We start from the raw sequence: 13,399 nt of genomic DNA on the forward strand, positions 1-13,399 counted from the left end.
TTCAGAAAAATTTCACTTCACAGTAAATTCAACAGAATAAAAATAAAATCCTGCTCCAAAGAGCAAGATTCTATAGTTTTATAACATGATGTTTTCCATCCCAAGAAAATGAATTCTCCATCACTCGATCAACGAAATCCAAACCGAACTGATTTAAATAATAACATACATTCCACACGCGCTCTTGCGGAGCTCCTAATGGACGAATTGCACATTGTATACGGCGGAATTTATTTAGTTGAACTTCATGTTTTTTCTCAACATTTCTTTTCAACATTCTTTCTAACAGTTCAATTTGTTCATTAATTTTCAACTCATTCTTCCCTGCGAATTCACTTAATCCTGGATCTATTTTTTTCACAAACTGTTGTAATGATGTATGAATATCAATAATTTCTTTTTTCGCCTCTATAAATCGATCGTCGATTGGTTCCTCTATTTGATCAGACAACCAGTTTTCACGTAATTTATCTACATCATGTAAAAACGGATCATTTTCTTGCAACTGTAAATCATTTAAATCTGTCGCTATATCTCTCTCTATATAAGTCATTGTAAGACGAGGAACGACAGGCGGCATTTGGAAACCAACAGTATGGAATACTTGTTGCAGTTCACTCCAATAAGCTATCTCCCCTGGACCTCCAATAAACGCTAGCGTAGGAAATACATACTCTTGCATAAGAGGACGTGTTACAACATTATTACTAAAACGCTCTGGACTTCTCTCCAACTCTTCAATCAATTCTTCATATGAAAAAGAATGTGTCCCATCTTTTCCGACAAACTTTCCTTGATTGTCTTCAAGCAGCACTCGCTCATTATCGATTTCCATGAATATATGCACTGCATTAGACTTTGTTTCAATAATTGGCTTATACCCTAATTCTTTAATTACTTCCTGCTGATTGTGAAGCCCCTCTTGCACTTCTTTATACTTGCTTATAATACGTTTGAAGAATGGAACCTCTAACTTCCTTAATTCAGGATGATGCGAATCAACAAGAATTAAACCAGAATTAGCAAACATTTTTGTAATAAGGTAAGCAAAGAAATCTACATACGTATTCGATTTATTCAAAGCATCATCTACAAATCGTAATACATCCTTTGTAAAATTCGTTTCTGGGTATGTTTTAAAAATCTCTTCCATCCATTTTCTACAATCTTCAACAGACAGTTCAGACTCAGAAGCACTCGCCTTTTTCGGATTACGGTCATGAAAAATAGTCTTTTTTATTTTTTTATTTTTCGTTACAAAAGTATGATTAATCTCATCCATATCATGATCTTCACCAGCAATCCAGAATACAGGAACGACTTTAACGCCTAAACTTTCTTCCTTTTCCTTTGCAAGCTGTAAAATTGAAATAACTTTATGAATTGTATAAAGCGGTCCAGTTAATAACCCCGCTTGTTGTCCAGCTATAACAACATATGTATTTTCATCTCCAAGCGCTTTTACATTTTGAATTGTAGATTCTCCCGCTTGCAATTTTGTATTATATTCTAATAAATGCGCTACTAACTCTTGGCGGAAAAACTTCCTTTCACGCAAATCATGTAAACGTTGTTTAAAAGCAACTTCTGTTAACATATAATCAAAACACGACTGTATCTCTTTTTTACCGTTCATATAGTCCGCTACAATACCTTGTTGCGGAACAGAGATTTCGTTTATCTCCATATAATTCTTCCTTTCGTATCCAGTTCTCTCACCAATCCACATTGTAGTCAATGTTTCACGTAAAAGCAAAGAATAACACTTATTCTTTTACTTCTAAGCCTTTTATTGCATCGAACAAAAATTGAAGTGTCGGAACTGGTCGTTGCTGTTTCTTAGCTTCCTCTAACACATATCCAACAATTGCATCGATTTCCGTTTGTCTATTCGCTCTTACATCTGCTAGCATAGATGATGTATTATGAGACGTTCTTTCACATATACCTCGTACCATTTCCCATACCATTTCTTGTTCTTCACTAACAAGAAATGCAACTTCCCTAAATACTTGCTCCATCATTTGATAAAAAAAAGGATTCGTAATTAACTCACCGTTCTGAACCCGCAATAACGCTGTCAATGGATTAATACATACATTTACTACTAATTTTTTGTACATAATACCTTTCCAATCAGCCTCTATTTGAATTGGAAAATGAGCAAAAGGAAAATAATCGAATACTTTTTTAAAATATAAAAATGGACCGCGCACTACCCCAAACTTCGTTATACCTATTCCAGTATGATGGACCGTATACCTTTCTTCTTTTTTCGCACCGTGTTCTACAATACCAACAGCTATATTCTCATTTCTTATTTTCTGTATAGCATGAAGATGCGACATTCCGTTTTGCAAAAAGATTAATGATGATTCTCCTTGCACAAACGGTAATATGTCATTTATATGGTATTGCTTCACAGCAATAAATGTATAATCTAACTTCTGATCTAACATATATTCTATCGGTAAAATGGATGGAAATACCGTTTCACGTTTCCCATCTCTAATACAAGTTACACCTGTTTTATTCAATTCTTCAGCCTGCTTAGCCGTCCTTGTAAACAACGTGACATCTTGATTACTTTTTTGTAAATAAAATGTATACAATAGACCAATAGCACCTGATCCTACAATTCCAATTTTCATTTTCACCCAAGGAATTCATATTAAATTTCCTTGCCTTCCCTCCCTTTATATCTTTCTAATTCACATGCATACATCCTACGCTTGCACTGACTCCTAACAGATAAATGCAACCTCTTCTTTCACTATGTATATACTACCTATTAACGTGCTTCTATTCTTAGTTTAGCAAATCCTCAAAAAAATAATAAAAGAAATATACTATCTTCTTCATAAAAATAAAAAAATAAGTTATAATATTATTATAAATATTTTTACTTTTCTGGATTCAACAAGATAAGAAAAGGATGTGATGTAATGAGATTCCCAAAAGTTGAGCGCTTGCTCATCAATTATAAAACATTAGATGAATTTAAAAAATTTAAAGGTTGCGGAGCTCTAGAACTATCTATGTTGGAAGAGTTACAAGCAAACATTATTGAAAACAATAGCGAATCACCATTTTATGGTATTTATTATGGCGGATCACTAATCGCACGTATGAGTCTATATATGAAAAGGGATGGTGGCGAACCATTTGACATTACTGGCCCTTACCTAGAACTTTATAAACTTGAAGTGTTACCAACTTTTCAAAAACAAGGATTTGGACAAATGCTTGTGAATTATGCAAAACAACTACAGTTCCCAGTTAAAACGATAGCACGTATCCATTCAGCTGGTTTTTGGGATAAATTAAATTTCCAACCTGTATCAGTAACTAATGGTGATTTTTATATTTGGCATCCAGAAACAAATATGAATGCGATTACAAACGAGGAATCTGCATAAGAAATAAAAAAAACAGCTGCGTAACAGCTGTTTTTATTTCTTTAACTTCTCTAACTTTCCATTCGAACGAACACTATTTCTTTCCGCTACCATTACACTTCTTTTTTGATCGATATAATCAAGTAATGTTCTATACTCTTCCTCATATACTGATAATCGCTCTAGAAGTCGTTCTCTCTCTGTCTGTAGCGATTCAACTTGTTTTTGCAACACCATTAAAGAGTTTTCATCTTTATAATTTTGCAAGAAATCAATAACATCATTCAGTGTAATTGACGTAGGCTCTAATACCTCCGTCTCTTTCACTTCATAATTTTCTACTTTACGAAGTTGTTTCGCTTCTTCAATACGTTCTTTATATTGCTTTCTCACGTAAGAATTCCATCTAAATCCACATGCTGCTGGTGTACGAGACAAATGTCTTCCCACTTCTTTAAAGGCAGAAAGTTGCGTTCCACCTTCTTGAATATGCCGGAGTACTACTTCTGCCAGAAGCAAATCTTCATCATCAGTCCAAGCATCTTGTCTTGTTGTCGCCATCTCTCTAGTCCTCCCTATGCATTTTTTATTAAGCATATGCAGTTACTAGAAAAGATAGAATACAACAACTAAAGAATAAAACAAAAAAAATAAACGCAGAAGATATCTTCTACGTTTATTTTCCCGCAATTACTTGCTGATTACTTCTTTACCTTTGTAAGTACCGCATGCTTTACATACACGGTGAGCTAATTTCGCTTCACCACAGCTTGGGCACTCTACCATACCAGGTACTGATAATTTGAAATGCGTACGACGCTTTCTTTTTACTGTTTTAGAAGTTCTTCTAAAAGGTACAGCCATTCTTCCCACCTCCTTAAAAGAAATAATTATTTTCATATGAAGGCCTAAACCAGTCTTCCGATTATTTGTCAAAAAACTTTGCAAGTCCTGCCAATCTTGGATCAACAGCCTTTTCTTTGTTTTCTTCCGAAATCACTTGCCAGTCTTGACCTTGCATCGGTGCTCCACCAGAAACATCATCACTGAAAATTTGCATTGGAATCTCCAAAAGTATATTTTCCTTGATTACGGGCAGTAAGTCAAGTACTTCTCCTTCTAAACAATGAATTTCAGCTTCTGTTTCAAACTCTTCTTCTGAAGTTTGGAACACCTCAGTTGTTTTAATGTCAAATGGTAATGTCACATCTACTAAAGAGCGAGAACATGGTAAAACCATGCTTCCAGTTATATGTAGATGGAACGTAAACTTCCCGGAGCCAAAATCAACTCTTCCTGTTACATGAACAGGATTAATTTCACGAATATCTTTCTCGACCTCTTTTAGCTCACTTACATCTACCATCTCATCCAATGTCAATCCTTTATTTCTCAATTTATTCAATTGATGGATGGACCATTTCATATCATATCACCTCAAGGCAACAAACAAAATTATAGCTAGCCATTTTATATTTGTCAATGTTTTTTCTTTACACTATAATGAAGTCATCATAGTAAATAATATATAGAGTATCATGTTTTCCAAAAAGATGCTACATCGAAAGGAGAGATTATCATAAAAGCCAGTGGTATTGTCGTTGAATATAACCCTTTTCATAACGGTCATGATTATCATGTGCAACAAACAAAAAAGTTAACACACTCTGATATTATAATTGCCGTTATGAGTGGCCCTTTTTTGCAGCGTGGTGAGCCCGCACTCATTTCCAAATGGTATCGCACTAAAATGGGCTTAGCAAGCGGTGTAGACCTTATTGTAGAGCTTCCATACGCATTCGCAACACAAAAAGCTGAAACTTTTGCAAATGGTGCTATTTCCATCTTAAATGCCTTACGCGTTTCTGAAATTTGTTTTGGCAGTGAAGATGGACAAATCGAAAATTTTTATAATACCATCTCTGTACAAAAAAACGAAGAAGCGACTTTTAATCGTCTCGTAAAGCAATTTATGAGCGCAGGTAATAGTTACGCCAAAGCTACATCTGAAGCCTTTCTACACATTTTACCATCCAAAAAAAACATCGATATGTCACAACCAAATAACATTTTAGGCTTTCAATACATAAAAGCAATTCTGGCGCAAAATAGTTCTATGCAAGCACAAACTATAAAAAGATACGCATCTCATTATCACGATGAAACATTTAGTAACCAACATATCGCAAGTGCAACGAGTATTCGTAAACAACTCTTTAGCGAAAATGGTTCATTTACAGAAATTGAGCCTTTTATCCCGAAAGCAACCGCTTCTCTTTTAGCAACTTATAAACAAAACTTCGGGATATTACATAATTGGGAACAATACTTTTCATTTTTTAAATACAAACTTATGACGATGTCTCCAGGGGACTTACGACATATATATGAAATCGAAGAAGGTTTAGAGCATCGTATTTTATCAAAAATACAAAACAGCTCTTCCTTCCACTCATTCATGGAAGCATTAAAAACAAAACGTTATACATGGACTAGATTACAAAGAGCCTGTACACATATTTTAACAAACACGACAAAAGAAGAGATGCATATGGCAAATATAGAACAACATGCACCGTATATTCGTCTACTCGGCATGTCACAAAAAGGACAAACTTATATTTCAAAAAACAAGAAAAAAATAGAACTTCCAATCCTTACTCATACAAAAAGTTTTGACCATCCTACTTTACATATAGAGCGAAAAGCAAATTCTGTATATTTCTCTATCATGCAAGAACCATTACGGACACAACTACTAAAACAAGACGTAATACACCATCCAATTCGTTACGATGAAACAACTACAACGTTTCTATAAGAAAAACCTCTCTATTTCAGAGAGGTTTATTTTTTCTCACCCATTTTTTCCAAATACTTCAACGCATCATCCAGCGTATCCACTGGTACAACCTTCATTTTTGTTTTAATATCTTTCGCAGCCTCAAGTGCATCTTTATAGTTGGATTTCTCCGCACCTTTTTCATTTGGCGCAAAAAACACCTCAGCACCCGCATCACTAGCAGCTACCACTTTTTGCTGTATACCACCAATTGGGCCAATTTCTCCCTTTTCATTAATTGTACCTGTTCCAGCAATTTCATGTCCTTTTGTTAAATCTTCTTCCACAAGTTGATTATATATTTCTAATGTAAACATTAAGCCTGCTGATGGCCCACCTATTTCATGGGAATCAATTTTCACTTTCGGATCTACTACTAACTCTCTTTCCGTCACGATAGAGACACCTATACCTACGCGGCCATTTCCATTAGGAATTGTCTTTACATTTAAATTTTCTTTTAACTGTTTTCCGCCTCGCATGTACTCAATATTTACTGTATCTCCTTCTTTTTTCCCTGTCATATACTCAATAAATTGATCCGTCTTTTCGAATGTTTTTCCGTCGACAGCTATGATGATATCTCCAAGCTTAAGCTTCCCCTCTGACGGCATACCCTTCGCTACACCAGCAACTAATACACCTTTATTTTCAAAAGAAACAGTACGATTCGCTTGTTTATACGCATTATAAATTGCTGCATTTTGCGAGTCTTTCATTGCATAATTTTGGCGGAATTGATATTCTTCATCACTCTCGCCCCTTTGCAATATTTCTTCCGCCTTCGAAACATGTGTATATTTATTAAATTGTGCCGCTATTAAATTCACCACATTTGCCGGCCCCATCGAAACCGTTACAAGCATAAAATCACCAGATTCTTTTGTTCCACCCTCAACTTGGACATACGGCTCTAATTTCGCAGCCATTCCTGGTTTTGTTACATAGTACGGTAAACGCACATAAACAAGTAACATCGCCAATATCACACCTATTAAGATTGCATATATAAACCGAAAACGCTTAAACATTATGTTTCTCCTTCCACTGCTCAATTAATAAATAAATATTTGAAACATGTTTTTCTGCTTCTACTTCTCCGACTCGAATAATGTCTTCAATGTTTGTAAAAGCACGTGAACTAAATTGTTCCACAGCTGGTCGCATCATTAAATCTGATGCAATTTGCCGATTCATTACAAGCTCATGCTGCATAATTTCAATACTTTGCATAATTACATCATAAATAGATGTAACCTCACCATTCACCTTAATCGGAGATACATCAACAGCAATAACAATATCGGCACCTAACTCTTTTACAACCGAAACTGGGATGCGATCAATCACTCCACCATCTACTAATAATCGTCCATTTACCTTTTCTGGCACAAACACTCCAGGGACAGATATACTAGCCCTCACCGCATCTGCAACAGGACCACTTGTAAAAACCACTTTCTCCCCCTTCAATATGTCAGTAGCCACAACAGCTGTCGGGATATCTAACTCTTCTAAATTTTTATTATATGTAAACATTTTAATCATATCTTTGACACGTTTACCAGCAATAAACCCCATTTTTGGTACCGTGAAATCTAAATAGTATTTCCTCTTAAAAACAGTCGCCAATTTATACAATCGTTCAACGTTACAGCCAGCCGCATAAAATGTACCTATTAAGGCCCCCATACTACTCCCTGCAATCATATGAATCGGGATACCCGCTTCCCTTAAAACTTTTATAACGCCAATATGAGCAAATCCTTTCGCTCCCCCAGATCCAAGCGCTAAACCAATCTTCGGTTCTTTCATTTTTCTCACCCTTTAATTTTTTTCATCCCTTTTTCATACTTATGGTCTAAATTCACCACGTATCCACGTATACTGAAATGAACGTTTTTTGGGACAAAGGGGGATTTACTTACATGTATGAAAAATGGAAAACCGCTTTCCTTACCATATCAACACTATTTTTAACCTTTTCTCTTGTACTCCACCCCCAAGCTGCTTTGCAAGCTTCCATTCGAGGGTTAAATATATGGTGGGAAGTTGTATTCCCTTCACTATTACCGTTTTTCATCATTGCGGAACTTCTAATTAGTATCGGTGTTGTAAAATTTATAGGCGTTATATTAGAACCACTCATGCGACCACTTTTTCGCGTTCCAGGAATAGGTGGATTTGTTTGGGCAATGGGCATGGCCTCAGGGTTCCCTGCTGGCGCCAAATTAAGCGCTAGACTGCGAAAAAGCGATCAAATAACACAAATTGAAGCCGAGCGCCTCGTATCTTTCACAAACTCTTCTAATCCACTTTTTATTTTTGGAGCTGTTTCTATCGGTTTTTTCAATAATCCGAAATTAGGAATCGTACTAGCTGCTGCACATTATTTAAGCAACTTTGCCGTCGGATTAATAATGCGTTTTTACGGGCATAACACATCTTACACAAATGATAAACAAACTACTAAAAAACGTCCTTTTCAAAACCCTTTTTCAATCCTTCACCAAACACGCTTGCAAGAAAAAAGACCAATAGGAAAATTACTTGGGGACGCTATCGTTTCTTCCATTCAAACATTACTTATGATTGGCGGATTTATTATTTTATTTTCTGTGTTAAACAAAATGATTACTGTATTCCATATTACAGCAACTCTTTCTTTTATTATGCAACATATTTTATCATTCTTCCAACTAAGTACTGATTTTAGTATTCCGATATTATCAGGTATTTTTGAAATGACACTCGGAAGCCAAATGATTAGTCAAATAAATGAAACACCCCTTCTGCAACAAGCGATGGTAACAAGCTTCATTTTAGCATTTAGCGGCCTTTCAATTCAGGCACAAGTTGCTAGCATACTAGCTGAAACGGATATCCGATTTAAGCCATATTTTTTCGCACGACTTATCCAAAGTATTCTTGCTCCTATTTTTACGTTTATATTTTGGAAACCTTTTTATGAGAAAGTAAGTTCTTTCTCACCTATGGAAAAAGATATTCCCGTATTTTTATCCAATCATTCTTCTACACTACTTGAAATTTGGACATCTTTTGTACACTACGGACCGATTTTCACATTATTTTGTTTATACTTATATGTTATCTTATTGTTTTTACGCATGAATAAAGAAAAACCCCGTTCACTTTAACGGGGTTTGAAACTTTTCTTTTAAAGCACGCTCTACAATAGGAGGCACAAGATCTACTACACTTCCTCCATACCTCGCAACTTCTTTCACAATACTCGAACTTAAAAATGAATATTGGTTGTTTGTCATTATAAAAAAGGTTTCAATATTTTCATCTAATTTTCGATTCATAGAAGTAATTTGCATCTCATATTCAAAGTCAGAAACCGCTCGTAAACCACGTAAAATTGCATTTGCATTACGCATTTTTGCATACTCCACTAATAGCCCGCTATGCGAATCCACTTTTACATTTGGGATATCCTTTGTTGCTTCTCGAATTAAATCTAGACGTTCTTCAACTGAAAAGAATGGTTTTTTTGATGAATTGTTTAAAACAACTACGTACACTTCATCAAACACTTTTGCTCCCCTTTTAATAATATCAAGATGCCCAAGGGTAATTGGATCAAAACTCCCTGAAGAAATAGCTATACTTGTCATTCTGTCTCCTCACCTTCATACTTATAAATCGATATTGCTGTAATCCCATAATTTTCAGCTCTTACTTTTACAAGATTCCCTATAGAATCAGGTAAAACAACATCATTACCATGCTCTGACATAATTAATCCATCTCTATGTAGCAATCCATGTTGATCCATCACACTAATCAAAGATACAATTTTTTGATCTTTGTATGGAGGATCTATTAGTATAAGATCGAATGACATTTCACGCTTTATGAGCGCTTTCACCGCACGCTCTGCATCATTTCGATACACTTCAGCTTGTTCATGTATTCTACAACTTTCTAAATTTTGATGAATGACTTTTATCGCTTTACTATCTCGATCAACAAAAATCGCTTTTTCAATCCCTCTACTTATAGCCTCAATTCCAAGGCCACCACTACCGCCAAATAAATCAAGAGCGGTACCACCATCAAAATAAGGGCCTATCATATTAAAAATAGATTCTTTTACTTTATCCGTCGTTGGACGTGTTGTATTGCCGGGAACCGCTTTAAGTGGGTGCCCTTTACATTTTCCTGAAACTACTCTCATCTGTTGTCACTACCTTTATTTCAATCTATCGAGCGCTTATAAAATAATTTCCCACTTCAGTAACCGCTGCAAAACTATATGTAACTTTCACCTATCCATAAGAAACTTTCTCTAAAAATAACCGCTCGTCATTTTTTATGTATTTATCTCGCCATTCGCTAACACAAACCCATTATGTACATTAATTCCACTTTCCCCCGCATTAACGGGCAGTAAAACTCCCAACTCAAAATTCGGTTAGAACAAAAAGTGAGGTGGGAAATTAACTGCCCGTAAACGCCCGATTAGTGAAGGCTAATAATCAGCGGGGATGCCCCACTGATTAAAGTTTCACTTTATCTTTTTTTATCCTATCATAAAATAAAAAAAAGAAAAATAAAAAGCCAAACATAAAATTTAAATTCATTATGTATATCTTCATTTAGATTGGACATAAATAATTATAACAACATCACCTTCGATGTTGTTGCCAACCGCGGAGAAGACTTACGTTTCCCCATAAGTTCTTCCTCCGGTTTCTCCTCTCCCTTTGCCTTCTTACTAGTACATACTAGTATAAGAAGGGCCCTGCTTTGCAGGGTTTTTTTTCTTTGTCTACTTTTCATTTAAAAAGTGAGATGGTACAGTAAAAGAAAGAGGAGGAAAAGATATGATTCAACGCTTTATAGAACTTGGAGAAGGCTACTCTGATTTATATGAATTACTTGAAATTGCCAAAGCAAACCAAGAACGTATAACACATATGTTACAATTTGAAACAATTAAAAACGAAAAGAAAGTATGCTCGCTTGTTGTAATATTAAAACCGACCACTACTGGTGATTTCCAGCCATTATACATATGTCGTGAAGGTATTCCTATGCCTGAAAATAAAAAAAGTAAACGTGTCATTTTATTTGAAGAAATGGCAGAAAAACTAGGAAAAAAAGTGACCACATTTACTGTAAAACCGTCCACAACTTTCCCAGAAAAAGAACTATTTTTCAATCATCTAATTGGTATTTTACGAATGAATAATTTCATTCCTCCAATGAAATAACACTTTATTTAAAGTAAAAAAATCCCACGCTAAACGTAGCAGGGGATTTTTTTACTTTAACTATAATCGTATTCTTTTGCCCGATCAGGACGGGAATTTTCAAATTCCGTTTTTAAAAACGGACGGTACGACTGTTCTATCTTTTTCACAAAAGGAAGTTTATTCAACTTATGCATCATATGCTCAATTTGTTCCATATCACAATATACAACGGCATATTTTAATCGTTTTGATATGTAATGTATGTTACCATATTTTCTTAAAATCTTGGCATGTTTCAATGAATGTAAATAAACAATCATACTTTGTCGTTGCCCGAACATAATCTTCTCCATCTTCTCCTTTTAAAAACTTATATTTTATATTTTTGAAAACTAACCAGAAATTTATGACATAATGAAACAAACTCTGTATACGTTTTCTTACATCTTCTAAAAAACGGGGTACATCACCCCGTTTTTTTACAACCGCAACCTCCGCCAGTACCGCAACCTCCGCCACAGCCACCAGCATCGAAAAATGGATTTCCTGTTGGAACTTTAATAGAAGAGGATACCTCAGAACCAATTGCTACACTAACTTCATCTAATAACTTTTGTAAAGCAGTTTCTGCTCGTTTAAAGGTTGCAATCTTATCATGCAAGTCTACAGAACGCTTTAATTCCCTCATTTTTGTTGACACGATAGTATAGTCAGGATGGTATTTCCCAAAACGCTGCACTTCCTCATATCGTTCCTTCATCGCTGTAAATTGCTGAATTAATGTCTGAACTTCCACATCCTCATGCAATTCTTTATAACACTTACGATAATCTTCTGCTATATCTGAACAGATGATCGCTTTTGCAAGCTGCTCTGCCTTATCTAATATTAATACGCTTTCTAGCGTCGCTACAATCATGAGAGACACCTCCGAGTATTCATCATACCACATTTAGAATAGAACTACTAATTGAAGTGACTCACTTAAAAGAAAGATATGACTCTAACTATTTTCAAACAATCTCAGATACGCTTATACATTAATATGTTCCGCAATATTATATTTAAGAACATCCCATTCTCCGCCGTTTTCTTTCACATAACTAATACATGCATTTTTTAACGGGGTCTTAAACGTAATTTCATCTGGTGCAATTGCATGTAAAATAGCTTTTATCGCATGTGAATGAGCAACAATAATAATACGTTTACCAGAATGAGTTACTGCAACATCTTCTAAAGCAGCAAAGCAACGAGCTACAATTTCTTTATCTAACTCCATACCTTCTACTTTACCCTCCGCAATTAACTCTCTAACAGTCGCAACCGGCTTCCCTGAAGCTTCTCCAAAATTCCGTTCAACAAATCGTTCATCTAATAAAATGGATTGTAATCCAGCTGCCTCTGCGATTGCCTTAGCCGTTTCTTGTGCTCTAATTAACGGACTACTTATAATAATATCCCACGATTCTACTTGCAAAGCAGCCGCACTTTGACTCGCTTGCTTTTTCCCAACTTCATTAAGTGGAATATCTTCACGCCCCTGAATAATCTCTTGAAAATTCCAATCAGTTTGTCCATGTCGTACTAAACAAATTTCCGTCATGCTGCAACTCCTTTTTTAAATAATCCGCTTCTATTGTAACAAAAGTTCTGCATGACGGACATAGTTTTCCCTTCCAATTATGTCGTATTTTGCTGCTTCATATACTGAAACATATCAATCATGATCGAAGCAACCGCCAATTGATTTTGAAATTTTTCTACTTTATCTGGTATCGTTTTTTTGAAATGTTGCATAGCAGCCAGCTCAAAAGCTTCTTTTTCTTCAGGATTTCGGGTTAACTTCCTATACCAGTATGGCTGCTCCCTAATATAACGCGATAAGTCCTCATCAGCCTTTATAAACTCCATAAGTTCTTCTCTCATCATCT

At 35.4% G+C, this 13,399-nt stretch carries 17 protein-coding genes; 4 read left to right on the forward strand and 13 right to left on the reverse strand.

Going from position 1 to position 13,399, the window contains the following annotated elements:
* Positions 1 to 70: 70 nt before the first annotated feature.
* Positions 71 to 1,687, reverse strand: a complete 1,617-nt coding sequence (gene bshC, locus F0362_RS19230; protein ID WP_000405028.1) for a bacillithiol biosynthesis cysteine-adding enzyme BshC — start codon at positions 1,685 to 1,687, stop codon at positions 71 to 73.
* Positions 1,688 to 1,766: 79 nt separating this feature from the next.
* A complete protein-coding gene (gene panE, locus F0362_RS19235; protein ID WP_002093362.1) occupies positions 1,767 to 2,651 on the reverse strand; it encodes a 2-dehydropantoate 2-reductase in 885 nt (294 codons plus the stop codon).
* A gap of 294 nt (positions 2,652 to 2,945) precedes the next feature.
* On the opposite strand from panE, the gene F0362_RS19240 reads away from it, so the two are divergent.
* A complete protein-coding gene (locus tag F0362_RS19240) occupies positions 2,946 to 3,419 on the forward strand; it encodes an N-acetyltransferase (RefSeq protein WP_001212123.1) in 474 nt (157 codons plus the stop codon).
* A gap of 33 nt (positions 3,420 to 3,452) precedes the next feature.
* Here the strand turns inward: F0362_RS19240 and F0362_RS19245 are convergent, their stop codons facing one another.
* From F0362_RS19245 to F0362_RS19255, 3 genes are all read right to left on the reverse strand, one after another.
* Positions 3,453 to 3,959 carry an RsfA family transcriptional regulator gene (locus F0362_RS19245; protein ID WP_000246458.1) on the reverse strand — a complete coding sequence of 169 codons (507 nt, stop codon included), beginning with the start codon at positions 3,957 to 3,959 and terminating at the stop codon, positions 3,453 to 3,455.
* A 129-nt stretch (positions 3,960 to 4,088) separates the two neighbouring features.
* Positions 4,089 to 4,262, reverse strand: a complete 174-nt coding sequence (gene rpmF / locus F0362_RS19250) for a 50S ribosomal protein L32 (RefSeq protein ID WP_001984764.1) — start codon at positions 4,260 to 4,262, stop codon at positions 4,089 to 4,091.
* 61 nt (positions 4,263 to 4,323) lie between these two features.
* Positions 4,324 to 4,824, reverse strand: coding sequence for a YceD family protein (locus F0362_RS19255; protein WP_000872142.1), 501 nt, complete (start codon positions 4,822 to 4,824; stop codon positions 4,324 to 4,326).
* Positions 4,825 to 4,992: 168 nt separating this feature from the next.
* Between F0362_RS19255 and F0362_RS19260 the strand changes: the two genes are divergently transcribed.
* The gene (locus F0362_RS19260; RefSeq protein WP_073990545.1) at positions 4,993 to 6,219 is read left to right on the forward strand and encodes a nucleotidyltransferase; all 1,227 of its coding nucleotides are present in this window, start codon (positions 4,993 to 4,995) and stop codon (positions 6,217 to 6,219) included.
* A gap of 26 nt (positions 6,220 to 6,245) precedes the next feature.
* On the opposite strand, the gene F0362_RS19265 is transcribed toward F0362_RS19260, so the two are convergent.
* Positions 6,246 to 7,271 carry a SepM family pheromone-processing serine protease gene (locus tag F0362_RS19265; protein ID WP_000476315.1) on the reverse strand — a complete coding sequence of 342 codons (1,026 nt, stop codon included), beginning with the start codon at positions 7,269 to 7,271 and terminating at the stop codon, positions 6,246 to 6,248.
* A complete protein-coding gene (locus F0362_RS19270) occupies positions 7,264 to 8,055 on the reverse strand; it encodes a patatin-like phospholipase family protein (protein WP_000662585.1) in 792 nt (263 codons plus the stop codon). Before F0362_RS19270 ends, F0362_RS19265 begins: the two co-directional genes overlap by 8 nt.
* A 113-nt stretch (positions 8,056 to 8,168) precedes the next feature.
* Here F0362_RS19270 and ylbJ point away from each other — a divergent pair, with 113 nt between their 5' ends.
* Positions 8,169 to 9,398 carry a sporulation integral membrane protein YlbJ gene (ylbJ, locus tag F0362_RS19275; RefSeq protein ID WP_000273078.1) on the forward strand — a complete coding sequence of 410 codons (1,230 nt, stop codon included), beginning with the start codon at positions 8,169 to 8,171 and terminating at the stop codon, positions 9,396 to 9,398.
* On the opposite strand, the gene coaD is transcribed toward ylbJ, so the two are convergent.
* Both coaD and rsmD read right to left on the reverse strand, forming a co-directional pair.
* Positions 9,390 to 9,881 (reverse strand): pantetheine-phosphate adenylyltransferase, encoded by a 492-nt coding sequence (gene coaD / locus F0362_RS19280; protein ID WP_000200597.1) that lies wholly within the window; start codon positions 9,879 to 9,881, stop codon positions 9,390 to 9,392. The two genes, ylbJ and coaD, sit on opposite strands and share 9 nt — an antisense overlap.
* Positions 9,878 to 10,444 (reverse strand): 16S rRNA (guanine(966)-N(2))-methyltransferase RsmD, encoded by a 567-nt coding sequence (gene rsmD / locus F0362_RS19285; RefSeq protein ID WP_001266984.1) that lies wholly within the window; start codon positions 10,442 to 10,444, stop codon positions 9,878 to 9,880. Before rsmD ends, coaD begins: the two co-directional genes overlap by 4 nt.
* 649 nt (positions 10,445 to 11,093) lie before the next feature.
* On the opposite strand from rsmD, the gene F0362_RS19290 reads away from it, so the two are divergent.
* Complete coding sequence (locus tag F0362_RS19290; RefSeq protein ID WP_000616007.1) at positions 11,094 to 11,483, forward strand: DUF7147 family protein; 390 nt, start codon at positions 11,094 to 11,096, stop codon at positions 11,481 to 11,483.
* Positions 11,484 to 11,539: 56 nt separating this feature from the next.
* Here F0362_RS19290 and F0362_RS19295 read toward each other — a convergent pair whose 3' ends face one another.
* The 4 genes from F0362_RS19295 to F0362_RS19310 all read right to left on the reverse strand — a co-directional run bounded on the left by F0362_RS19295 (position 11,540) and on the right by F0362_RS19310 (position 13,394).
* Positions 11,540 to 11,806 carry a YlbG family protein gene (locus F0362_RS19295; protein ID WP_002093356.1) on the reverse strand — a complete coding sequence of 89 codons (267 nt, stop codon included), beginning with the start codon at positions 11,804 to 11,806 and terminating at the stop codon, positions 11,540 to 11,542.
* Positions 11,807 to 11,931: 125 nt separating this feature from the next.
* Positions 11,932 to 12,384: a YlbF/YmcA family competence regulator gene (locus F0362_RS19300; RefSeq protein ID WP_000634357.1), complete on the reverse strand. Its 453-nt coding sequence runs from the start codon at positions 12,382 to 12,384 to the stop codon at positions 11,932 to 11,934.
* A gap of 114 nt (positions 12,385 to 12,498) precedes the next feature.
* Positions 12,499 to 13,071, reverse strand: a complete 573-nt coding sequence (locus F0362_RS19305) for a histidine phosphatase family protein (protein WP_000134950.1) — start codon at positions 13,069 to 13,071, stop codon at positions 12,499 to 12,501.
* Positions 13,072 to 13,148: 77 nt separating this feature from the next.
* Positions 13,149 to 13,394 carry a YlbE-like family protein gene (locus tag F0362_RS19310; RefSeq protein ID WP_001206442.1) on the reverse strand — a complete coding sequence of 82 codons (246 nt, stop codon included), beginning with the start codon at positions 13,392 to 13,394 and terminating at the stop codon, positions 13,149 to 13,151.
* Positions 13,395 to 13,399 lie beyond the last annotated feature (5 nt).

Source organism: Bacillus sp. BS98 (assembly GCF_008432245.1).
Lineage (GTDB): Bacteria > Bacillota > Bacilli > Bacillales > Bacillaceae_G > Bacillus_A > Bacillus_A toyonensis.